The organism is Blautia sp. aa_0143 (genome assembly GCF_004167315.1).
Classification (GTDB): Bacteria; Bacillota; Clostridia; order Lachnospirales; family Lachnospiraceae; genus Blautia_A; species Blautia_A fusiformis.
The window spans coordinates 58,062-82,517 of record NZ_RCXU01000012.1 but is presented as its reverse complement, the minus strand read 5'-3'; the positions used below and the strand labels follow the sequence as shown (position 1 = coordinate 82,517).

19 protein-coding genes are annotated in these 24,456 nt (G+C 42.7%); 18 read left to right on the top strand and 1 reads right to left on the bottom strand.

The annotated features are described in order from the left end of the window. The first annotated feature begins 11 nt into the window (after nucleotides 1–11). From EAI83_RS07790 to EAI83_RS07725, 14 genes are all read left to right on the top strand, one after another. Nucleotides 12–1,622, top strand: coding sequence for an FAD-dependent oxidoreductase (locus EAI83_RS07790; RefSeq protein WP_022426050.1), 1,611 nt, complete (start codon nucleotides 12–14; stop codon nucleotides 1,620–1,622). 50 nt (nucleotides 1,623–1,672) lie between these two features. Then, nucleotides 1,673–2,515 carry a fumarate hydratase gene (locus EAI83_RS07785; RefSeq protein ID WP_015524694.1) on the top strand — a complete coding sequence of 281 codons (843 nt, stop codon included), beginning with the start codon at nucleotides 1,673–1,675 and terminating at the stop codon, nucleotides 2,513–2,515. A 1-nt stretch (nucleotide 2,516) separates the two neighbouring features. Continuing rightward, nucleotides 2,517–3,080, top strand: a complete 564-nt coding sequence (locus EAI83_RS07780) for a Fe-S-containing hydro-lyase (RefSeq protein ID WP_022426051.1) — start codon at nucleotides 2,517–2,519, stop codon at nucleotides 3,078–3,080. Nucleotides 3,081–3,330: 250 nt separating this feature from the next. After that, nucleotides 3,331–4,386, top strand: coding sequence for a Fic family protein (locus EAI83_RS07775; RefSeq protein WP_118608538.1), 1,056 nt, complete (start codon nucleotides 3,331–3,333; stop codon nucleotides 4,384–4,386). Between the two features lie 14 nt (nucleotides 4,387–4,400). After that, on the top strand, nucleotides 4,401–5,903 hold the full coding sequence (locus EAI83_RS07770; protein WP_129974974.1) for a class I SAM-dependent DNA methyltransferase: 1,503 nt from the start codon (nucleotides 4,401–4,403) through the stop codon (nucleotides 5,901–5,903). A gap of 48 nt (nucleotides 5,904–5,951) precedes the next feature. Next, nucleotides 5,952–7,136, top strand: coding sequence for a restriction endonuclease subunit S (locus EAI83_RS07765; protein WP_129974972.1), 1,185 nt, complete (start codon nucleotides 5,952–5,954; stop codon nucleotides 7,134–7,136). Nucleotides 7,137–7,152: 16 nt separating this feature from the next. Next, nucleotides 7,153–7,611: a DUF3990 domain-containing protein gene (locus EAI83_RS07760; RefSeq protein ID WP_129974970.1), complete on the top strand. Its 459-nt coding sequence runs from the start codon at nucleotides 7,153–7,155 to the stop codon at nucleotides 7,609–7,611. Beyond that, nucleotides 7,612–8,073, top strand: coding sequence for a hypothetical protein (locus EAI83_RS07755; protein WP_092068949.1), 462 nt, complete (start codon nucleotides 7,612–7,614; stop codon nucleotides 8,071–8,073). It begins immediately after the preceding gene. A 126-nt stretch (nucleotides 8,074–8,199) separates the two neighbouring features. After that, nucleotides 8,200–11,547, top strand: coding sequence for a DEAD/DEAH box helicase family protein (locus tag EAI83_RS07750; protein WP_129974968.1), 3,348 nt, complete (start codon nucleotides 8,200–8,202; stop codon nucleotides 11,545–11,547). Nucleotides 11,548–12,089: 542 nt separating this feature from the next. Then, on the top strand, nucleotides 12,090–13,484 hold the full coding sequence (gene mgtE / locus EAI83_RS07745) for a magnesium transporter (RefSeq protein WP_129974966.1): 1,395 nt from the start codon (nucleotides 12,090–12,092) through the stop codon (nucleotides 13,482–13,484). Nucleotides 13,485–13,733: 249 nt separating this feature from the next. After that, nucleotides 13,734–15,125, top strand: coding sequence for an alanine/glycine:cation symporter family protein (locus EAI83_RS07740; RefSeq protein WP_114002633.1), 1,392 nt, complete (start codon nucleotides 13,734–13,736; stop codon nucleotides 15,123–15,125). Between the two features lie 135 nt (nucleotides 15,126–15,260). Then, on the top strand, nucleotides 15,261–15,863 hold the full coding sequence (gene thrH / locus EAI83_RS07735) for a bifunctional phosphoserine phosphatase/homoserine phosphotransferase ThrH (protein ID WP_114002634.1): 603 nt from the start codon (nucleotides 15,261–15,263) through the stop codon (nucleotides 15,861–15,863). 16 nt (nucleotides 15,864–15,879) lie between these two features. After that, nucleotides 15,880–16,728, top strand: a complete 849-nt coding sequence (locus EAI83_RS07730; protein WP_114002635.1) for an alpha/beta hydrolase — start codon at nucleotides 15,880–15,882, stop codon at nucleotides 16,726–16,728. Nucleotides 16,729–16,930: 202 nt separating this feature from the next. Further along, a complete protein-coding gene (locus tag EAI83_RS07725) occupies nucleotides 16,931–18,076 on the top strand; it encodes a DUF362 domain-containing protein (RefSeq protein WP_129974964.1) in 1,146 nt (381 codons plus the stop codon). 560 nt (nucleotides 18,077–18,636) lie between these two features. Here the strand turns inward: EAI83_RS07725 and EAI83_RS07720 are convergent. Next, nucleotides 18,637–19,224 carry a cytidylate kinase-like family protein gene (locus tag EAI83_RS07720; protein WP_059085584.1) on the bottom strand — a complete coding sequence of 196 codons (588 nt, stop codon included), beginning with the start codon at nucleotides 19,222–19,224 and terminating at the stop codon, nucleotides 18,637–18,639. A 311-nt stretch (nucleotides 19,225–19,535) separates the two neighbouring features. Between EAI83_RS07720 and EAI83_RS07715 the strand changes: the two genes are divergently transcribed. From EAI83_RS07715 to EAI83_RS07700, 4 genes are all read left to right on the top strand, one after another. Continuing rightward, complete coding sequence (locus EAI83_RS07715; RefSeq protein ID WP_129974962.1) at nucleotides 19,536–19,910, top strand: hypothetical protein; 375 nt, start codon at nucleotides 19,536–19,538, stop codon at nucleotides 19,908–19,910. Nucleotides 19,911–19,979: 69 nt separating this feature from the next. Further along, a complete protein-coding gene (locus EAI83_RS07710; protein WP_243113461.1) occupies nucleotides 19,980–22,025 on the top strand; it encodes a M28 family peptidase in 2,046 nt (681 codons plus the stop codon). A 20-nt stretch (nucleotides 22,026–22,045) separates the two neighbouring features. Continuing rightward, nucleotides 22,046–22,681 (top strand): GNAT family N-acetyltransferase, encoded by a 636-nt coding sequence (locus EAI83_RS07705; protein WP_015524714.1) that lies wholly within the window; start codon nucleotides 22,046–22,048, stop codon nucleotides 22,679–22,681. An 11-nt stretch (nucleotides 22,682–22,692) separates the two neighbouring features. Further along, nucleotides 22,693–24,369 (top strand): alpha-glucosidase, encoded by a 1,677-nt coding sequence (locus EAI83_RS07700; protein WP_129974960.1) that lies wholly within the window; start codon nucleotides 22,693–22,695, stop codon nucleotides 24,367–24,369. Nucleotides 24,370–24,456: the final 87 nt, after the last annotated feature.

The window sequence follows — 24,456 nt, the reverse complement described above, 5'->3', positions numbered from 1 at the left end:
GGGCGTAAAACATGTATGCACCATATCCAGAAAATATGATGGAATCCATCAAAAAGGTAGAGGCTACAAGAGCGGAGCGTATGGCAACAGAGCCAAGACGTCTGAGTGCAGATGAGAAAGATGCTCTTCTCAAAAAATTCCATCCGGACTATAACCCGGATGCATTTGCAGAGATCAAGGTAGGACCGAACAAGGGACAGAAAGCACCACTGGAACTGACAAAAATGCTCCATTCAGAAAGCCGTCTGCTCAACGAAAAAATCGATCTTACAAAAATCGATTATGATGTAGATGTACTGATCATCGGCGGTGGCGGAGCAGGCTCTTCCTGTGCCATCGAGGCCCACAACGCAGGTGCCAACGTTATGATCGTTACAAAGCTCCGTATCGGTGATGCCAACACCATGATGGCAGAAGGCGGGATCCAGGCAGCAGATAAAGAAAATGATTCCCCGGTACAGCATTATCTGGACTGCTTTGGAGGCGGACATTTTGCAGCAAAACCAGAGCTGGTAAAAAGACTGGTAATGGAAGCCCCGGATGCGATCAAATGGCTCAACGACCTTGGTGTTGAGTTTGATAAAGCAGAAGACGGAACCATGGTCACTACACATGGCGGCGGTACCTCCAGAAAGAGAATGCATGCTGCAAAGGATTATTCCGGATCAGAGATCATGCGTACTATCCGTGATGAGGTCTTAAATCTTAAGATCCCGGTAGTGGAATTTACATCCGCTGTAGAACTTCTGAAGGATGAAAAAGGTCAGACTGCCGGTGCAGTCCTTCTCAACATGGAAACCGGAGATTATTCCGTTGCAAGAGCAAAAACAGTTGTAATTGCAACCGGTGGTGCAGGAAGAATGCATTATCAGGGATTCCCGACCTCCAATCACTACGGAGCAACTGCTGACGGACTCGTACTTGGATACAGAGCAGGCGCTTCCCTTCTTTACCAGGATTCTATCCAGTATCATCCAACAGGTGCGATCTATCCGTCACAGATCCTTGGTGCCCTGGTAACAGAGAAGGTTCGTTCCGTTGGTGCACAGCTTGTAAATGCAAACGGAGAAGCTTATATTCATCCGCTGGAAACCCGTGACGTAAATGCTTCCGGTGTTATCCGTGAGTGTGAGGAAGGCCGTGGCGTGGAAGTTCCAGGTGGACGAAAAGGTGTATGGCTGGATACTCCGATGATCGAGATCCTGGGCGGTGAGGGAACTATCGAAAAGAGGATCCCTGCCATGTTCCGTATGTACATGAATTATGGCATTGATATGAGAAAAGTCCCGATCGTGATCTACCCGACCCTCCATTATCAGAACGGCGGACTTGAGATCAACGGAGACGGCTTTACAAAAGAAATCCCGAACCTTCTGGTTGCAGGAGAGGCAGCAGGCGGAATCCACGGAAGAAACCGACTGATGGGAAATTCTCTTCTTGACGTAATTGTATTTGGAAGAAATGCAGGTAAAAAAGCAGCTGCCAAATGCAAAGAGGTAGAGCTTGGCACCATGAATCTGGATCATATCAGAAAATATGAAGAGGAACTGAAAAATGCAGGAGTTGATACAGGAGACGTATCTCCTATGCTTCTGCCGAAATATGCCCGCCACGAACGTTAACAATATGTTATGATAATAAAAACATATGAGATAAGCGAAAGGAGTCTATTATGAGAGAAATCGAAGTAAACAGACTTACAGAGATTATCGAAAAACTCTGTATCGAAGCCAATGAACATCTCCCGGAAGATGTGAAGGATGCTATCAAAACCTGCCGTGCCTGCGAGGACGGCGAGATCGCAAAAGGTGTCCTTGATAACATTATCGAGAATTTTGATATTGCGGACAGTGAGAATGTTCCGATCTGTCAGGATACCGGAATGGCATGCGTATTCCTTGAAATTGGTCAGGATGTCCACTTTACAGGCGGAGATTTAAATGATGCCATTAATGAAGGTGTACGCCGCGGATACGATAAAGGTTACCTGAGAAAATCCGTTGTCAAGGATCCGGTACGCCGTGGAAACACAGGTGACAATACACCGGCTATGATCTATACAGAGATCGTTCCTGGAGATCAGGTGAAAGTAACTGTAGGACCAAAAGGCTTCGGAAGCGAGAATATGAGCCAGATCCGTATGTTCAAGCCATCTGCAGGCCTTCAGGGAATCAAGGATTTCATTCTTGAGGTTGTAGAAACTGCAGGTCCGAACCCATGTCCGCCTATGGTAGTTGGTGTTGGTATCGGAGGAACTTTTGACAAATGTGCACTTCTTGCAAAGAAAGCGCTGATGCGTCCTCTGAATACAGAGAACCCGGATCCTTACTATGCAGATCTTGAGAAAGAGATGCTGGAGAAGATCAACAAGCTTGGTATCGGACCTCAGGGCTTTGGCGGAAAGACCACAGCTATCGGTCTGAACATTGAGACTATGCCTACTCATATCGCAGGTATGCCATGTGCAGTTAATATCAACTGCCATGTAACACGTCATAAAACGGAGGTGCTTTAATATGGAAAGAAGAAAGATCACACTGCCTCTGACAAGAGAGCTGGCAAGAACTCTCCATGCAGGCGACCAGGTTTTACTGACAGGAACCATCTATACATCCCGTGATGCAGGTCACAAGAGAATGTGCGAGGCCCTTGCAAAAGGAGAAAAGATTCCTTTTGACCCTACAGATGCTACCATTTACTATGTAGGTCCGACTCCGGCAAAACCAGGCGAAGTCATCGGCTCCGCAGGCCCTACAACCAGCGGCCGTATGGATGCCTATGCACCGACCATGATGTCCGTAGGCGCCAGAGGAATGATCGGAAAAGGTGCCCGCCTTCCGGAAGTCGTAGATGCAATGAAAAAATATGACGGCGTATATTTCGGAGCCATCGGCGGTGCAGGTGCACTTCTTGCAAAATGCATCAAAAAAGCAGAGCTTATCGCTTACGAAGACCTCGGAGCAGAAGCACTCCGCAAGCTTTATGTGGAAGATATGCCGCTTGTAGTCATCATTGACAGCGAGGGAAATAACCTCTACGAAGAGGGGCGTGCAGAGTACCTGAAAGACCACGCAGAATAATCTTTTGCCCCAAAATGTGATATTGTGATATATTTCAAAAAGGAATAAAAAAAGGATAAAAGTCCGACAGTAAATGCTGAAAATCCGTGCAGAAGCATTTATTGTTGGGCTTTTTAATTTTATCATTTCGCTTTTAATTTAATCATTCTTGCGAAAATGATCAAATTAAAGTTGACAATGATAAGATTGATTTATATACTTGAAGTAAATAAAATCCCAAAAGAGTGATAAAGAAGGTGATGAAAAATATATGAGACAGTTTGATTATCGGGAAAAGTGGAAAAATCTGTTGACTCCTGAAATTGTATCTTACCTGACACAGATACATGAATTTAAAGGAGAACAAACTCTTTTTATTGAGGCCAAAGCAGATACTCTTACACAATTAGTTGAAATCGCCAAGATTCAAAGTACGGAAAGTTCCAACAAAATAGAAGGTATTTATACATCAGACATCAGATTGCGGGAATTGGTAAAAGACAAAACAAGACCAAGGACAAGAAATGAACAGGAAATTGCCGGATACAGAGATGTATTGAATACAATTCATGAAAGCCATGACCATATCCCACCAAAGTCTGCGATTATTTTACAGCTTCACAGAGATTTGTATAAATTTGAAAGTTACAATATTGGAGGGAAATATAAAACTGCAGATAATGTCATTGAGGAAGAAGATTCTCAGGGAATAAAAAAAATACGGTTTAAACCAGTACCGGCATGGGAAACACCGGAAGCAATGGAAGAACTATGCAGAGCATTTGAAGAGGCAATGGCAACAGGAGAAATAGATCCACTTCTTTTGATTCCGATGTTTATTCTGGATTTCCTATGCATACATCCGTTTAATGACGGCAATGGAAGAATGAGCCGTTTACTTACACTGTTACTTTTGTACAGATCCGGCTATATTGTGGGAAAATATATCAGTATCGAGAGAATGATAGAAAATTCAAAGGAATTATACTATGAATGTTTAAGGGAAAGTTCTGAGAACTGGTATGAGAATAAGAATGATTATATACCATTTATAAAATATATGCTTGGCGTTATAGTAGGAGCATACAGAGAGTTTTCTTCAAGGATAAAATTGCTGATAACACAGAATATATCAAAACCGGAGCGAATAGAAGAGATTATAAAAAACACTCTGGGAACAATTACAAAAAAGGAAATCGCAGAAAAGTGTCCGGATATCAGTGTGGTAACGATACAGAGAACACTGGCAGAATTACTGACAGCAGAAAAAATTTTAAAAATCGGCGGCGGAAGGTATACGAAATATACCTGGAATAATGAGCGATAGATGGGAGATAAAAAATGATCACTGGTGAATTAAAAAACAAAATAGATGGTTTATGGGATATATTTGCGGCAGGAGGACTTGTCAATCCACTGGAAGTAATCGAACAGATTACATACCTGATGTTTATTCATGATCTGGATGATTCCGATAATATGCGGGCAAGAGAAAGTGCAATGCTTGGATTGTCATTTCAGAGTATTTTTTCCGGAGAAGTAAAAATAGGTGAGAGAACAATTGACGGAAGTCAGCTGAAATGGTCCGTATTCCATGATTTTCCGGCAGACAGAATGTATATGATCATGCAGGAATGGGTATTTCCGTTTATAAAAAATCTTCATAATGATAAAAACAGTGCATATTCCAAATATATGGACGATGCGATATTTAAGCTTCCGACACCACTCCTTTTATCCAAAGTGGTGGATTCTCTGGATGAAATTTACAAACTTATGAATGAAATCCAGACAGCAGATGTCAGAGGAGATGTATATGAATATCTTCTTTCAAAAATAGCTCAGTCCGGACGGAATGGACAGTTCCGTACACCAAGACATATTATCCGGATGATGGTTGAGATGATGGATCCGTCCAGTGATGAGATTATCTGTGATCCGGCATGTGGAACCTCCGGATTTCTGGTTGCAGCAGGAGAATATCTGAAAGAAAAAAGAAAAGAAGAAATTTTTTATGATAAGCAGAAAAAAAATCATTACATGAATCATATGTTCCATGGATATGATATGGACCGCACCATGCTTCGTATTGGAGCTATGAATATGATGACTCACGGAATAGAAAATCCTTATATTGAGTATCGGGACAGCTTATCTGATCAGAATGCAGATAAAGATCAGTATTCCCTTGTGCTGGCAAATCCTCCTTTTAAAGGAAGCCTGGATGCAGAATCTGTTTCTGGAGATCTTCTTAAGGTTTGCAAGACAAAGAAAACAGAACTTTTATTTCTTGCTTTGTTCCTGAGGATTATGAAAATTGGAGGAAGATGCGCCTGTATTGTACCAGATGGTGTACTTTTCGGATCATCACGGGCACATAAATCCATCCGTAAGGAAATTGTTGAAAATCAGAGACTGGAAGCTGTAATATCCATGCCTTCCGGTGTATTTAAACCCTATGCAGGAGTATCCACAGCAATCCTTATTTTTACAAAAACAGAACACGGCGGAACTGATCAGGTATGGTTCTACGATATGAAAGCAGACGGATTCAGTCTGGACGATAAACGTACTCCGGTCACAGAGAATGACATTCCGGATATTATAGAGCGCTTCAAAAATCTTGATAAAGAAGCGGACCGGAAGCGAACAGACCAGTCATTTATGGTACCGAAAAAAGATATTGTAGAGAATGATTATGATCTCAGTATCAATAAATACAAAGAAATTGAATACACCCCGGTGGAATATCCGCCAACATCAGAAATCATGGCCAATATCCGGGAGTTGGAACTGGAGATCGGAAAAGAAATGGATGAGTTGGAGCGGTTGTTGAGATTATAAGAGAAAGGATGGCAGATTCGAAAATTCGGATTTGTAGGGATGAGGTAGATGAGATTACAAGATGTTTGCACTGTTTTTTCAGACGGTGATTGGATTGAAAGTAAAGATCAATCTAATAAAGGAATCAGATTGGTTCAAACTGGAAATATTGGTGAGGGTTTATACTTAGAAAAAGAAGAAAGAGCTAAGTATGTATCTGAAGAGATATTTGAAAGTTTAAAATGTACGGAAATATATCCGGGAGATATTTTGATTTCAAGATTGCCAGAACCAGTAGGAAGAGCATGTATTATTCCTCCAAAGAAAGAGCGAATGATAACGGCAGTTGATTGTACAATATGTAGAGTAGATGAATCTATTGTAAGTAAGGAGTACCTGTGTTATTTCATGCGTTCAAATGCATACTATACGAAGCTTTTAGGAAGTGTTACTGGTACGACAAGAAAAAGGATTTCTAGGAAAAATTTAGGAAACATTGAGTTGGAGATTCCGCCCAAAGAAGAGCAAACAGATGTTGTGAGTCAATTGGAATGTTTAATAAATGTAATAAATTCAAGAAATAAGGAATTACAGTTGTTTGACAATCTCATCAAAGCCCGATTTGTCGAGATGTTTGGTGATCCAGCTAATAATGAGAAAGGTTTTATAAAAGCTCCTATGGGTGATTACATGACAGTGCTAACTGATTTCAGCTCGAATGGTAGCTATAAGACTTTAGATAGTGGTGTAACAATGTATGATGAACCTAATTATGCTTGGATGGTTAGAACAACGGACTTAGAGTCTGGAGATATGACAGCCATTAAGTATATTGATGAGGAGGCTTATGAACTTTTGGCTAAATCAAAGATATATGGTGGCGAAATAATCATGAATAAGATTGGTAGTGCTGGAAAGATTTATTTAATGCCACAAATAGATATGCCAGCATCATTAGGTAGAAATGCCTTTATGTTTAGATATGATGAACGCATTAATGTAAAGTTTTTGTATCACCTTCTTACATCAGAGTATGGACAGAGAGAAATTCAACAATATGTACGAGGTGCTGTAACCAAGACTATTACTAAAAATGATGTAAGAGCTGTACTTATAATTGTTCCATCAATTGAGTTACAAAATGAGTTTGAATCATTTGTAGAACAAGTCAACAAATCAAAAGTTAAAGTACAAAAAGCACTGAATGAAACACAAAAGTTATTCGATAGTCTGATGCAACAATACTTTGGCTAGAAAGGGGAGAAGCTGAATGGCGATAATGACGGTGTATCATGGTGGATATCAGGCTGTGGAGAAACCGGAAATCCGAAAAGGACGTAATACAAAAGATTTTGGAACTGGTTTTTACTGTACGATTATAAAAGAACAGGCTCAAAGATGGTCCAGGAGATATGACACGAAGGTTGTATCTGTTTATGATGTGCGTTTAAAATCGAATCTGAAAATAAAAGAATTCAAAGATATGACAGAAGAATGGTTGGATTTTATAATTGCATGTTGGAGTGGGAAAGACCATGAATATGATATTGTAATCGGTGCAATGGCAGACGATCAGATTTATAATTTTGTTTCTGATTACATGGACGGTACGATTACCAGAGAACAGTTCTGGGTTCTGGCAAAGTTCAAGTATCCAACTCATCAGATAGCATTTTGTTCCAAAGAATCATTGAAATGCCTGAAGTATAGAGATTGTGAGGTGCTATAAATGGCAGGAGAAGGACGTGAAAGCAAAAAAGATAATGATTTATTTTACACATGCAGCCTGATTGATTACATTGCACGGAAAACAAAGAATACACGGGCAGATGTTGTAAATAAGCTTGGAAAGCAGAGGATTGATAAAATTTATGACCTGGCAGATGTCTACCATTGTGATAACATTGACAGAGTCAGCGATGATTTTATCGAAGAAGCAGGAATACAAGAGGGAAAATTTGACAATGTGGGTGATTGTAAATACAGCATTCCATCACATTGGGATATTGGAAAGGTATATAAGCGGCTGATAAAAATGGTTGCTACAGACGAAAATATCGGAATCATAGATGCTTTAATAAAAGTATACAATTCCTTTATCGGTGCAAAGATTGATGACTACAACAGCAGTGTATATTACGAAAATCCGTCATATATATTTGAATCGTATCGGGAAAACAGAATGCTATAAACAAAATGGTTGAAAGATGTTGGCATATCTTGAGACAAAAATAAAAGTCAGTTATCAAGGATTCCTTGATAACTGTAGTTGATAAGTACAATTATAAAATAAAACGCTAAAGAGGGAGATTTCACAATGGTAACAAACTTTGATTATTTAAAAAATGAATCAAAATTCTCTGCATTTGCGAATGTTGCCATCTCTGCGGAGAAGATCATATTAGCAGATCCGGATGCGAGTATTCTTAACAGCCGCCGGGCTATGGAATTTGCTGTAAAATGGTTGTATTCTGTGGAAAACAGTTTGCAGATTCCGTACCAGGATAATCTTCATACTTTGATGAATACAGAGGAATTCAGACAGTTAGTGGGACCGGATCTTTGGAAACGGATGGATTATATCCGCAGATGTGGAAACAGTGTGGCACATAGCAATAAAAAACCTGGCAGAGATGCAGCGATGCTCTGCCTTGAAAATCTGTCAATTTTTTTAGATTACGTTGCATATTGTTATGGAGAACAGTATCAGGAACATCCATTTGACAAATCGATTATTGATGGCAGAATTGAGAAGGCAAAGGCATCCCGGGAAACAGCCAGAAAAGCAAAGGAAACACTTCTGAAAGAACAGGAAAAAACTGCCCAGCAGGAACTGGATCTACAAAAACTGATGGCAGAAAATACTTTTCTTAGGGAAGAACTGTCCGCACGCCACGAGAAAAAGCAGCAGACATATGTTCCGAAACCTCTGGATCTGTCTGAATATGAAACCAGAAAACTTTACATAGATTCCATGCTTATTGATGCAGGATGGGCACAGGGAAAAGACTGGTTAAATGAGATGACTGTGACAGGAATGCCGAATAAATCAGGGATTGGACGTATTGATTATGTTCTCTATGATGATATGAATAAACCTCTGGCAATTATAGAAGCAAAACGTACCTGCAAGGATATTGCTGAGGGCAGGCAGCAGGCGAAACTTTACGCAGATCTGCTGGAAAAGAAATATGAACGACGTCCGGTAATTTTCCTTACCAATGGTTTTGAAACCCGGATCATAGACGGACAATATCCGGAAAGAAAATGTTCAGTTATTTATTCCAAACGGGATCTGGAGAAATGGTTTAACCTTTTGAGTATGCGTACAAGCCTGCAAAATATTTCTGTAGATAAAAAGATTGCAGACCGCTATTATCAGGAAGCCGCGATAAAAGCAGTATGCCAGAGCTTTGATGAAAAGAATCGGAGAAAAGCCCTGCTTGTTATGGCCACAGGTTCCGGAAAAACCAGAACAGTAATGGCTTTGTGCAAGGTACTGGTTGATGCGGGCTGGGTGAAGAATATACTTTTTCTGGCGGACAGAAATTCACTGGTAACACAGGCGAAAAGAAGTTTTGTAAACTGGATGCAGAATTTTTCCTGTACAAATCTGGTTGAAGAAAAGAATAATTATATGTCGCGATGTGTTTTCTCCACATATCAGACCATGATAAACTGTATTGATACGATAAATGACAAAGAAGGAAAAGTTTTTACCTGTGGTCATTTTGATCTGATCATTTGTGATGAAGCGCACAGATCTATTTATAATAAGTATAAAGATATTTTTACATATTTTGATGCACTGCTTGTAGGACTTACCGCAACACCGAAAGATGAGATTGATAAAAATACATATGAAGTATTTGAACTGGCAAGCGGAGATCCCACTTATGGATATGATCTGGCGCAGGCGGTTAAGGATGGATATCTGGTTGATTATCTTTCGGTGGAATCCAGGGTGAAATTTATTGATCAGGGAATTGTATATGATGAACTTTCAGAAGCAGATAAAGAAATTTATGAAAATACTTTTGAAGACGAAAATGGAAAGCTTCCGGAAGTGATAAATTCGGCTGCATTGAATACCTGGATTTTTAACGAAGATACAATTAAAAAAGTTCTTCATGTCCTGATGAGAGATGGGATTAAAATTGAATACGGACAGAAGATTGGAAAAACAATTATTTTTGCGAAAAATCATGATCATGCGGAAAAGATTCTTGAGATTTTTAATAAGGAATATCCGCATTTAAAGAATTATGCTATGGTGATCGATAACAGAATGAAATATGCACAGAGTGCAATTGATGAGTTTTCAGATCCGAAAAAACTACCGCAGATCGCAATTTCTGTAGATATGTTAGATACCGGAATTGATGTACCTGAAGTTCTTAATCTTGTATTCTTTAAGAAAGTTATGAGTAAAGCAAAATTCTGGCAGATGATCGGACGAGGAACAAGACTATGCCCGGGATTGTTGGATGGGGAAGATAAGAAAAAGTTTTACATTTTTGATTTCTGTGGGAATTTTGAGTTTTTCCGAATGAATAAAGGAAAGGCAAGCGCAAATCTGATGGCGTTGCAAAGTGCAGTTTTTAATCTTCAGTTTGAGATTTCGTACAAGCTTCAGGATATTAAATATCAGACAGATAAATTAACTGCGTACAGGACTGCACTTGTAAAGCACATGACTGAAAAAGTAAAAGAGCTCCCAAGAGATAGTTTTACAGTTCGCCAACATTTGAAATATGTAGAATTATATTCAGAAGAGTCGAACTATCAGATGCTTACTTATGAAGATACTTTACTTGTACGGGAAGAGGTTGCACCCTTGATTTTGCCTGAAAGTGATGAAGTAACAGCAGTACGTTTTGATGCACTTATGTATGGAATAGAACTTGCATCTCTGGTTGGAAAGAAATATACAAGTGCGCGAAAAGATCTTTTAAAAAAGGTTTCCGGAATTGCCGGAGTGGCAAATATACCGGAGATTCAGGCACAGACAGAGCTGATCGATCAGATTTTGCACACAGATTATGTGGAAAATGCAGGAATCGATGAATTTGAAAATATCAGGGAAAATCTGAGAGATCTTATGAAGTATATTCCGGATAAGAGCAGGAATAAATATATGACCAATTTTACAGACGAAATTCTTTCAACGGAATGGAAAGAAGCAGAATTGGAAAACGATGATCTGGAAAATTATAAAGTACGAGTAGAATATTATGTCCGACAGCATCAGGATAACCATGTAATAGCTAAGCTGAAAAAGAATCAGTCACTTACAGAAAAAGATGTAGCTGAACTGGAAAAAATTCTCTGGAGCGAGCTTGGTACAAAAGAGGATTATGAAGCAGAATTTGGCAGAAAGCCATTGGGAGAATTTGTCAGAGAAATGGTAGGTCTTGATATGAATGCAGCAAAGGAAGCTTTTTCAAAGTATCTTGAGGATGTAAATCTGGACAGCAGGCAGATTTATTTTGTAAATCAGATCATTGAGTATATTGTTCATAATGGAATGATGAAAGATCTTTCTGTTTTGCTGGAATCTCCGTTTACGGATCGTGGGAGCATTTCGGAAATCTTTACAGATATGGGTGTTTGGCTTGGAATAAAAAAAGTCATTGATACGATCAACGCAAATGCTGCTGCATAAACATCCACCTCTGTAAAACATAAAATTTCAACCGGATTTACAATAAATTTAACCATAAATCCGGTTGACAAAACCCGGCCGGGAACGTTATAATGGCCGGGTTGATAAAAAAAATTAAGAAAAAAAGGCAGGTGAACAGAATGGACAGTTGTGATTCTCATGGGCGAAGTTGTAGCTCTCAGAGTGAAAGATGGAAAGAACAGAGCGAGATGAGGCTGTTTCATTCTGTTTTAAGTGTACGGAATATCTGTGGGAATATTATATCTATATATCAGAAGGATATATTTGACAGGATGTATCGGTGTCATCAGAATCTGTACGGTATTATTACATTATAATTTCAGCAGGATTATAATAGATATATTTTTCATTCTTCTCATTCTGAGAATCTTACAGTAAGGCGATCATGTATAAATTCATTTCGCTTTATACTCAAATCCCAAGGAAACACAATCGAAAATCAAACAGCACATAGACATGCTTTAACATGTCTGTTTTTGGTGTGCGTGTTTTGTGCGAAACTATGTGAGGAGGATGAGAAAATGACAAAAAGAAATCAGGATTTTTCAAAAGATATTCTGAGTCTGATCCGAAGCAGTGTTTCTCCGGCAGTTTTAAGTGAAAGGCTGCAGGATTTCCACGAAAACGATCTGGCGGAAGTATTAAGAGAATTAAGCACTGCGGAGCGCAGCAGACTATACCGTATCCTGGAAAGCGGTATGCTGGCAGATGTTTTTGAATATCTGGAGGAAGAAGAAACTGTACAATATCTGGAAGAGATGGATGTAAAAAAAGCGGCAGCCATTCTTTCCAAAATGGAAACCGATGCCCTGGCAGATGTTTTAAAGCAGATCGATAAAGAAAAACGCAAGCTTCTGATCCAGCTTCTGGATGAACAGGTGCGGAAAGATATCGAAATGATCCGCTCCTTTGATGAGGATGAGATCGGAAGCAGAATGACAACGAACTGCATTGTGATCCGTGAAAACCTGACCGTAAAGCAGGCCATGAGTGAGCTGGTTTCCCAGGCGGCAGATAATGATAATATTTCTACGATCTTTGCAGTGACGGACAGAGGGGAGTTTTATGGAGCCCTGGATCTGAAGGATCTGATCACAGCAAGACAGGACCACCCTATGGAAGAGCTGATCGTAACTTCCTATCCATATGTGTATGGTACTGAGCAGATCGACGACTGTATGGAACGGCTGAAGGATTATTCTGAAGATTCCATTCCTGTACTGGACGATGACAATCGTTTCCTTGGAGTGATCACATCCGCAGGGATCATCGATCTGGTAGACGATGAGATGGGAGAGGATTATGCAAAGCTGGCCGGTCTGACTGCAGAGGAAGATCTGAAAGAACCTCTTTTTGAAAGCATGAAAAAAAGAATGCCCTGGCTGATCGTTCTTCTGGGCCTTGGTATGGTGGTATCTTCTGTTGTGGGAATGTTTGAAAAAGTAGTTACCTGTCTGCCGATCATCATGTGCTTTCAGTCTCTGATCCTGGATATGGCAGGAAATGTTGGAACCCAGTCCCTGGCTGTAACCATCCGTGTACTGATGGATGAGACGCTGACGGGCAGACAGAAAGCAGAGCTTGTGCTGAAGGAAATGCGGATCGGTCTTTGCAACGGTGGTCTGCTCGGTATTTTGTCTTTTGTACTGATCGGATTGTATATTTTCTTATTCAAAGGAAAAACACTCGTATTTGCCTATGCGGTATCCGGCTGTATCGGATTATCCCTGTTGTTGGCCATGCTGGTATCCAGTGCAGTAGGAACCTGCATACCGCTGTTTTTCAAAAAGGTTGGTGTGGACCCGGCAGTAGCCTCAGGTCCTCTGATCACTACGATGAATGACCTTGTAGCCGTGATAACATACTATGGAATGAGCTGGATATTCCTGATCGAGATGTTCCACCTGGCTGGCTGAGAGTAAAATGCAGCTATGCTTATAAAAACAGACAGATATCAGAAATCTGTCGAATAACAGAAAAGTTACCAATACAAAAAAATTCCGGATCGAAAGATTCGGGATTTTTCTTTACATACAAACAGAAAGCTATTATAATGAAAGACACGCTTTGCCCGTTTAAAACGTTGCAGAAATAAATACAAACAACGGGCAGAAAAAAGAGAACAAAACGATCACATGGGGTGATTGGGGAAAGGAAACAGTAACATGATAGTAACAATGATCGAAAAGGTCTATACATTTCTGTGGGGAGATCTGGTAAAGATTCCGCTTCCGGGAGGAAGTACGCTGGGAATCTCACTTCTGATCCTGCTTCTGATTCCGACCGGTATCTATTTTACCATCAGGACAAAGCTTCTGCCGATCCGTCTTTTTCCGGATATGGTACGAGCCCTGTCAGAAAAGAAAAGTGACAAAAATAATCTTTCAGCATTTCAGACGCTGATCGTATCTACAGCTACCCGTGTGGGAATGGGAAACCTGGTCGGTGTGGTAGCTGCGATCTCGGCAGGAGGTGCAGGAGCGGTATTCTGGATGTGGATCACGGCGCTGATCGGTTCCTCCACTGCTTTTATCGAAGCGACCCTGGCACAGCTCTATAAAGAAAAGGATCCTCTATATGGTGGCTACAGGGGCGGTCCTGCCTACTATATCCACCGCTACTGGGAAGAAAAACAGGGCAGAAAACGAAAAAAGGTTCTGCTTTCCGTTCTGTTTGCCATTTCCGGCCTGATCTGCTGGTGTGGGATCAGTCAGGTTATCAGCAATTCCGTCACGGCGTCTTTCAAAAATGCTTTTGATATTCCGCCGCTGTATACTACCATCGTGCTGGTAGTGATCGCAGCTGTGATCGTGCTTCGGAAGAATGCAACGGTTAAAGTTCTGGATCTTCTGGTGCCGGTGATGGCAGTGCTTTATTTTGTGATCACGCTGTTTATTATATTTACAAATCTTGGAAGTATGCCGGGAGTATTTAAACGGATTTTTGAAGAAGCTTTCGGATTTCGTCAGGCTGTTGCCGGCGGATTTGGCGTCGTGCTGATGAACGGAGTAAAAAGAGGCCTTTTTTCCAATGAGGCGGGAAGCGGCTCCGCTCCCTGTGCAGCAGCGGCAGCAGAATGTGACAGTCCGGTAAAAGCCGGATTTGTCCAGGCCCTGGGTGTATTTGTGGATACGATCGTGATCTGCAGCTGTACAGCTATGATCATGCTTCTGGCCCCGGAAGATCTGGTACAGGGACTTTCCGGAATGGAACTTCTTCAGACTGCCATGCATTATCATATGGGGCAGTTTGGAGTGATCTTTATTGCTGCAACACTGTTTATGTTCAGCTTTTCCACATTCCTGGGAATCCTGTTTTATGCAAGAGGCAATGTGGCTTATCTTTTTGGTGATAACTGGGGTTCACAGACAGGATATAAGGTGCTGGCACTGGTGATGCTGTTTATCGGTGGGATCGCGGCTTACACATTTGTATGGGATCTGGGAGATGTAGGAATCGGCCTGATGACGATCTTTAATATTTTCATGCTGTATCCTCTTGGGGAAAAAGCACTGAAAGAGCTGAAGATCTATGAAGCGGAAAAGAAGAAAAAATAAAACTGTTTACAGACCTTGAGAGCATATGGTAATATCAGGGTAAAGCGCTAAAAGATTAAAGAGTTCTGACAGCCGGAAGGAGTCAGACTCTGTGAAATATCAACGGTAAGTTGGATCAAGAGGAGGATATGAAAGATGTATATTACATGTCTGGACGTAGAAGGTGTACTGGTACCGGAGATCTGGATCGCATTTGCAGAGGCAAGCGGAATCCCGGAGCTCAAGAGAACAACCCGTGATGAGCCGGATTATGATAAGCTGATGAACTGGAGACTTGGAATTCTGAAAGAGCATGGTCTGGGATTGAAAGAGATCCAGGAGACTATTGCAAAGATCGATCCCCTTCCGGGAGCAAAGGAATTTCTGGATGAGCTGAGATCTTTTTCCCAGGTGATACTGATCAGTGATACCTTTACACAGTTTGCAACTCCGCTGATGGAGAAGCTTGGACGGCCGACACTTTTCTGTAATTCCCTGGAAGTAGCAGAGAACGGAGAGATCACAGGCTTTAAGATGCGCTGTGAGAAATCCAAGCTGACAACTGTGAAGGCACTGCAGTCCATGGGATTTGAGACTATCGCAAGCGGAGATTCCTACAATGATCTCGGAATGATCCAGGCAAGCAAAGCAGGCTTCCTCTTCCGCAGTACAGAACAGATCCGTGCAGATCATCCGGAAATTCCTGCTTACGAAGAGTACGATGAACTTCTTGCAGCGATCAGGAAAGCAATGAAATGAAGAAGGGAAAGTCGGAATGATCAACGAAAGAATTGTGATCGAAGAAAAAACAAAGGACTATAATGAGGCATGGATAGAGACCTATTTCTGGCAGGAGTCGGAAGAACTCTATCCGGGGCAGAAGCGTCCGGTCATAGTGATCTGTCCGGGCGGAGCTTATGGCATGACTTCAGACAGAGAGGCAGAAGCCATTGCTGTCCGGTTTATGGGAATGGGCTATCACGCAGTGGTGCTTCGTTACAGTGTGGCACCTGCCAGATATCCGGTGGCCCTCCGTCAGCTGGCAAAAACAGTAGCTCTTCTCAGAGAGAACAGCGATAAGTGGCATATTGAAAAGAATAAGATCATTGTGTCCGGTTTTTCGGCAGGTGGCCATCTGGCAGCTTCTCTGGGAGTATTCTGGAATACGGAGGAACTTGCCGGGATCACGGGAATGGAAAACGAGAGGATCCGTCCCAATGGCATGATCCTGAATTATCCGGTGATCACTTCAGGGGAAGTTGGTCATGAAGAAAGCTTTCGAAATCTTCTGGGAGATCGTTATGAGGAGCTGAAAGATCGGATGTCTCTGGAATTTCAGGTTACGGAAGATACACCCAGAACCTTTATCTGGCATACCTTTGAGGATCAGACGGTGCTGCTGGATAATACACTTCTCTTTGTTCAGGCACTCTATAAAAAGGGCATTCCAGTGGAGTATCATGTTTTTCCGCAGGGACCCCATGGGATCGGCCTGGCAAATGAGCTGACTGCCAACGAAAACGGCAGAGGGATCGCAAGAGCCTGTGAACCATGGAGTGAGCTTGCAGGAAAATGGCTGAACCGAGAATTCCCATGGTGGAACGGGGCAAAGATCGAAAGATAATACGAGACTGCTGTGTCGGATAAAATATCCTTTTTACCGGGAAACCGGTAGAGAGGGTATTTTTTATGATTGTGATGCATGTGATGACTGCTGTATTTGTCGGCTGTTTTGTCTGGCTCATCTGATGATAAAAGCTTTGCAGGGCTTTGGTGTGGATCTGGATCAACATTCACATTGCAGAAAGAAAGGAATTTTGATAATTATGGATAAAAATCAGATTTTTATTACCAGTGGTACGGAATATAAAAGAATGACAAAGGAGCTTCTGGAAAAAGCGGATCTTCAGTCCCATATCGGGGACAGAAAGAAAAAAATCGGGATCAAGCCGAATCTGGTTTCTCCTTCAGAGGCTTCCTGGGGTGCAACGACTCATCCGGAAGTGGTTGCAGGAATTATCGAGTATCTGAAGGAGCATGGCTTCCGGGATATGGTGATGCTGGAGGGATCTTGGGTAGGAGATAAGACAAGGGAGGCCTTTGAGACCTGTGGCTTTGACAGGCTTGAGGAAGAGTATCAGGTGCCGTTCTGGGATATGCAGAAGGATAAGGGTATTTCTGTGGACTGCGGTGGAATGGAGCTGAATGTCTGTGAGCGGGTAAAGGAGATTGATTTTCTGATCAATGTGCCGGTTTTGAAAGGCCATTGTCAGACAAAGATCACCTGTGCCCTTAAGAATATGAAGGGGTTGATCCCAAATAAGGAAAAGAGACGGTTTCATTCTCTGGGGCTTCATAAACCCATTGCTCATCTGAATATGGGGATACAGCAGGACTTTATTGTTGTGGATAATATCTGCGGGGATCTGGATTTTGAAGATGGCGGAAATCCTGTTGTGATGAACCGGGTGATTGCTGCCTGTGATCCGGTTCTTGTGGATGCATATGTGTGTCAGATGATGCATTATGAGGTAGCTGAGGTTCCTTATGTGAAGCTGGCAGGTGAGCTTGGAGTGGGCTGTTCAGATATTTCAAAAGCAGATGTCAGATTTCTGGAGGATGGTGCGGATCAGAGGATGCCGGTATCCAGAAAGGTTGTGGAGCTTGCGGATGCCGTGGAGGAAGTGGAATCCTGCAGTGCCTGCTACGGGTATCTGATCCCGGCATTGGAGATGCTGAAGGAAGAGGGGCTTTTTGAGAAGCTGGATGAAAAGATCTGCATCGGACAGGGGTATCGTGGTAAGACGGGAGTGCTTGGTGTGGGACACTGTACCTGTAAGTTTCAGAATTATGTGGAGGGGTGTCCGCCGTTGGAGGGGGATATATATGAGTTTTTGAAAGAGTATATTGGTGAACGGACGCCAGGGAAGTGGCAGTCCTCCGGGCCGGACTCCGTCGGGGGATGCTGCTAAGGTTCCGTGAGCCGGCTAAAACCATTGCGGAAGGGCCCAGAACTCGCCTTCGGCTCAAACAGCTGGGACCTTCCGCAATAACGCCGTCTCCCGCAACCTAACCATCATCACCCCTCCTCCGTAGCAGCCCGGAGGACTGTCACTTCCCCGGCTGACGTCTCAGCCGGAGAGGTGGAAGCGGACGCGTGGTGTCCTGTCCTTACGTTTTGATGAGTTGAGCGTCCGCAGTTGGAGGTGTGGGAAGGATAGCGTCTGGTCAATAAATATTTTGGTGTTGTTCAATGTGTTGGAATGGTGGGAAGGATACGTCTTCTTGTTGAAAGGTGTTATGCCGATGAGATCGGCACAGCCTGGCGTTTTAAACAAACGCAGAATCCATCGCCCTGTCAGTAACGTAACATGACCAAAACGTACGATTTCTAGCGGGGCCTGAGGGAAGGGGTGCAGGGGAGGGGAAACGGCCTTTCGCAACTACGAGTGCTTCCCCTCCCTTGCGGTTTCACTTACGCTTCCAAAGCGTAAAAACATTTTTCAGAAAAAATTTTCAGAAAAAAAGAATCCTAAAGACATCTCTTTACAATCTCAATAATCTGCTCCATAGAAAACCGGCTGCTGTCAATACAGAGATCATACTGTGTCATATCCAGCCATTTGCTGTCTGTAAAGTATTCATAGTAAGCCTTTCTCTCTTTATCCATTTTTTTGACCAGCTTCCGTGCGCTGGCTTCTTCTCTGCCGGTACGGCGTATCACATTCTGAATTCTTTCCTCAAAAGGTGCATGGATAAAAAGTTTAAGTGATTTATCCTTCAGGATATTGGTCGCACAGCGGCCGACAATTACGCAGTCCTCTCTCTGCGGAAGGGACAGGATGATCTTTCTCTGGAGATCATAGAGCACATCGTTCATTGGTACAAAAGAGAAATTATCTGTAAACTGTAGCTCACTGTCAACGGGAAATACCCACTGACTGGCTTTTTTCTCGTCTACCTTTGCCAGGGTGTCGAAGGGGATATTGTTTTTCTTGGCAGCCATGTCGATCAGTTCTTTATCATAAAAACCGATGTCCAGGTTTTCAGCCAGAGTCTTGCCGATAAGGCGTCCGTTGCTTCCAAACATACGATTGATGGTGATAATACGTTTTGCCATAAAGATACCTCCTTTATTTCGGACCGGAAGCAGGAATATCTGATTTCCGGTAGTTTTTCTTACTTCTTTTATAACATATTTCAGTAAAAAATACCAGAAAATAATATATAATTTTTAAAATAATATTTAATATATACAAAAAATAATGACAGCAGACAGAAAATATAATTAATTATTTGTATTTGTATATGAAAAACAGGATGCCTTTTTCACCGGGTTTTCACAGATCACACAAAGTCTTTATGCATTTTTCTTTTAAAGTATTTTTAAAACAGAGAGAACATACACAGCATATTTTGAGGTTAAGGAAAATGAAACGACGGCGTAAAAGGCTTATGGTGATCATCCCGGTGGCGGCTGTCTGTGTGGCAGGTGCGGGAACTGTGGGATATTTTAAAGTGGCGTATACGAAGCCGGCGCAGAAAACAGCAGCGAAAACACAATCGGCGGAGGCGAAAAAAGGGAACCTTTCCAAGACAATTGTGAGTACCGGTAATCTGGACCTGGCAGAAAATGCGCTTACAGAGCTCCTGATGGAACGCTTTGAGCAGGACGAAGACGCTTTTTCCATTGTGGATCAGTCAGAGATCATGGAAGCCATGTTCGGTGTCACCAACACCATGTCTCTGATGATCAGAACAAATCGCGTTTTTTTATCTGGAAATCCGCACATTGATAAGGTATAATCTATAACAGTTAGAGGAATATCTCTGCCGGGAGGACGGAACTGCCGGCAGGGAACTGCCGAGAAAGGGATGACAGTAAATTTGAACATCGTGGAGAAATGTGTTTCATGCCTGAATATAAAAGAATCTTATGATCTGGCTAGGCGCATGGAACAGGAAAAAACAAATCCGGTTCTGGGATACCGTACAGCAGGCTCCCTGGCAGAGCGAAAAACCGGAGATATGCTTTTGGAAGAAATGAAAAAAGCCGGTCTCACACAGGTAGAAAAAGATAAGATCCGTGTGGATGCATGGGAATTTAAAAAAGCTGTGATGCGTTGCCATGACAGAGAGGGAACCTGCCGGGAGATCCAGCTTGGCGCATATCAGACAGATTTTAAGACCAATGGCTTTCAGAGGTTTGATCTGGTATATCTTGGAAAGGGTACAGCTGACGAATATAAGGATATCGATGTGAAAGGAAAGCTGGTTCTTATCGAGATCAATCAGAGAGAAGAATGGTGGATCAACTACCCGGTGTATCAGGCACACCTGAAGGGTGCAGCAGCTCTGATCGCCGTACAGAGCAGAGGATACGCACAGATCGATGATACGGCTTTGAATGCACAGGATATCGCAGGACCTTCCTGTGCGCCTGCATTTTCCATGTCACGGGCAGATTTTCTTATGATCCGTCAGCTGATGGAGGAAAAAAATGAGAATGGGAATCGTGTTCCGGAGCTTTCCGTGGAATTTGATGCGGACACAGAGGTGATCAAAGACCAGTATACCTACAATATCGTTGGCAAAATCCCGGGAACCGATTCGGATTCCATGATCCTGTTAAGTGCTCACTATGATTCCTATTTTGAGGGATTTCAGGACGATAATGCGGCAGTGGCCATGATCATTGGAATTGCCAGGGCGCTGCTCCGTGGTGGCTATAAACCTCGCCATACTATTGTGGTATGTGCTCTTGCAGCAGAAGAATGGGGGATTTCCGACACAAAATATGACTGGTCCACAGGTGCTTACCGCCAGGTATTTGAGGCGAGACCGGAGTGGCAGGGGCACGTGATCGCAGATCTGAATTTTGAGCTTCCGGCTCATGCACACAGTACCAGAGATGCAGTACGATGTACCTATGAGTATGCGGATTTTGTGCGTAGCTTCGTGGATGCTGTGCAGATGCCGGAGGGGATTTATCCGGAGGGCATGACCACGTTGTATCCCATTGAAACCTGGTCTGATGATTTTACCATGGCTATTTCCGGGATCCCGTCCATGGTCAATGATTTCAGCGGTGGTCCCTTTATGGAAAATTATTATCATTCCCAATACGATAACCAGGATGTTTATGAGGAAGAGGTATACAGATTCCATCATGAATTTTATCTGAAACTTCTTCTGGCTATTGACAGCCTTGCTCTGCCGCCAATGGATTTCGGGCGGGTACTGGACCAAAGTATTAAGACCCTGGATACGGATCTGTGTATGCAGACCGGCGCCGACAGTACACTCCTTCTGAAAAAAACAGAAGAGGCAAAAAAAGCGGCTGCCATCCTTGCAGAGCAGGTACGGCACTTCAACAGCCTTCCGGAAGAAAAACGTGACTGGAAAAAAGCCGATGCCATTACCGAAAAGCTTCTCGGTGTATTCCGGAAATCCCAGGATTATCTGGTACGTCTGGACTGGGATGACAATGTGATCTTTCCGCAGCAGGCAGTGCAGAACAATCTTTATGCACTGAAGAAAGCGATGGGATATCTGGAAAAAGGAGAGATCGCCCCTGCGCTGGAGGCTTTTTACAGTATTGACAACAACTGTTATGCCTTTCAGTTTGAGCGGGAAGTCTTTTATCATTTTACGGAATATATCTTGAAGCAGTCCCCGGATCGCCTGATGTGGGGAAAGGGCAGGATCATCCATCATGAGAACCTTTATGATCTTGTGGAAAGCCTGAAGGAAAAGAAGCCGGGTGACAGTCTGGAGGCAGAAAAGCAGAGCCTCAAGGAAGCCTGGGAAAGACAGAAGCGTTATTATGCGGATGATATTGAATATCTGATCCGTGCAGTGGAAAAGCTCAGGAATCTGATCTGCGAGGTCAGTGATATGTTTGAAAAAGGAACAGAATAAAACCATATCTGGAGGAAAGAATGGAAAGCCATAATTTATACCGAGTGAAAGAAGAAGATCTGGATAAGCTGATCCGGATATTGACCGTATGTTTTTCGGAGGATCCTCTGTATCATGCACTGATCCCGGACAGGGATACCAGAGAACGGCTGATGCCGGAGCTTTTTACCTGTGATCTTACGGAGTTTTTTGAGACCTGCGAGATCTATGCAGACAGCAGTGAGCTGAACAGTATCCTGGTAGTATCCGACGGAACGGAGCATGAAGCAGCCTTACATAATCTGATGGTGGATTTTTTTGCCCTTCTGAAAACAGATGGCTATCTGATCAAAGAGGATCCAAGTCTTGCGACCCTGCGGAAATTCATCCAGGGAAAAGACTATCTGAATTCCAGCTGGACTTCCCAGCTTCATACAGCAGAAAGGCTTCATGTGATCTATCTGGCAGTGGCGCCGAAGATGCAGCATCACGGTCTTGCTGAAAAGCTGATGGATGAGGTGATCGATTATGCGGACAGGCATAAGCTGATGATCTCTCTGGAAACCCATAATCCGGCAAATGTTTCCATGTATGAGAAATTCGGATTTAAATTATACGGCATTGTACAGAAAAAAGGATTTGATCTGAAGCAGTACTGCATGATCAAACAGGCATAGGAGGAATTACGATGAAACGAAAATGGTGGCATGACAAAGTGGTATATCAGATATACCCCAAGAGCTTTTATGATTCCAACGGAGACGGGATCGGAGACATCCCGGGAATCATCAGCAAGCTTGATTATCTTAAGGAACTGGGAGCAGATATCCTCTGGCTTTCCCCAATCTATAAATCTCCCCTTGCAGACCAGGGATATGACATTGCAGATTATTATGCGATTGATCCGAGGTTTGGGACCATGGAGGATATGGATCGTCTGATCGCAGAAGCAAAAAAAAGAGAAATGTACATCCTTATGGATCTGGTGGTAAATCACTGCTCCGATGAGCATGAGTGGTTTCAGCAGGCCATTAAGGATCCGGACGGAAAGTATGGAAATTTCTTTTATATCCGGGACAAAAAGGATGATAAAGCTCCCTGCAACTGGAGAAGCTATTTCGGTGGTCTGGTATGGGAAGAGCTTCCGGGACATCCGGATAAACAGTATCTCCATGTATTCCACAAGAAGCAGCCGGATCTCAACTGGGAGAATCCTGAAGTAAGAGAGGAAGTCTACAAAAACATCCGCTGGTGGATGGAAAAAGGGCTTGGCGGATTCCGTATTGATGCCATTATCAATATCAAGAAGAAGCTTCCGTTTTCCGATTATCCTGCCGATCGTGCAGATGGGCTCTGCAGCGTCGGGAGGATGCTGGAGGAGGCAGAAGGGATTGGAGAATTTCTGGGAGAGATGGCTGAGAAGTGCTTTCATCCCTATGATGCTTTTACTGTAGGAGAGGTCTTCAATGAAAAGGAAGATGAGATCAAAGATTTTATCGGAGAAAACGGATATTTTTCATCCATGTTTGATTTTGAAGAAACCTGTTACGGAAAGAGCGAGGATGGCTGGTATGCATCCAAACCGTACCTGACTCCGGAAGAGTACAAGAAGTGTATTTTCCATACGCAGAAAAAGATTGGGGATACCGGCATGATCTCCAACATTATTGAGAATCATGATGAGCCAAGAGGTGTCTGTCACTATATTTCTCCGGAAGACCGCTGTCCGGATTCAAGGAAGCTCCTGGCAGGTGTTTATTTTCTGCTGAAGGGAATTCCGTTTATTTATCAGGGTCAGGAGATCGGTATGGAAAATATGGAGTTTACTTCTATGGATCAGATCGATGACATCAGTACCATCGATGAATACCAGGTAGCGCTCCGTGCCGGATGCAGTGAAAAAGAAGCGCTTGATGCTGCTTCCGCATTTTCCAGAGACAATGCCAGAACTCCGGTACAGTGGAGCGCAGAGAAAAATGCGGGATTTTCAGAAGGAGAGCCGTGGCTTGGGGTCAATCCCAATTATAAGGAGATCAATGTAAAGTCCCAGTTAACGGACAGTGATTCCCTCCTTTCTTTCTACAAAAAGCTGACTGCACTGAGAAAAGCTCCGGAATATAAAGAAACGCTTGTATACGGAACATTCGCTCCATATCAGGAAGAACAGAAGAATCTGATCGCATATACAAGAAACGGTGAGAAAAATCTTCTGATCCTGGGAAATATGCAGGCACAGTCACAGAAGGTATCTTTGCCGGGAGAAGTAAAAGAGGTGCTTCTGAATAATCAGAAAGCTGTGGAGATCACAGAAAAAGAGATCATTTTGAAACCGTATCAGTTTATCGTTCTGGAGACCGCTGTCTAATGCGGCGTCAGAACAGCAGAGAAAAAAACAATAGCTATTTAGCTGACAGTCTGTTAAAATAAATGTTCGGCTGAAAAAACAGCCGTA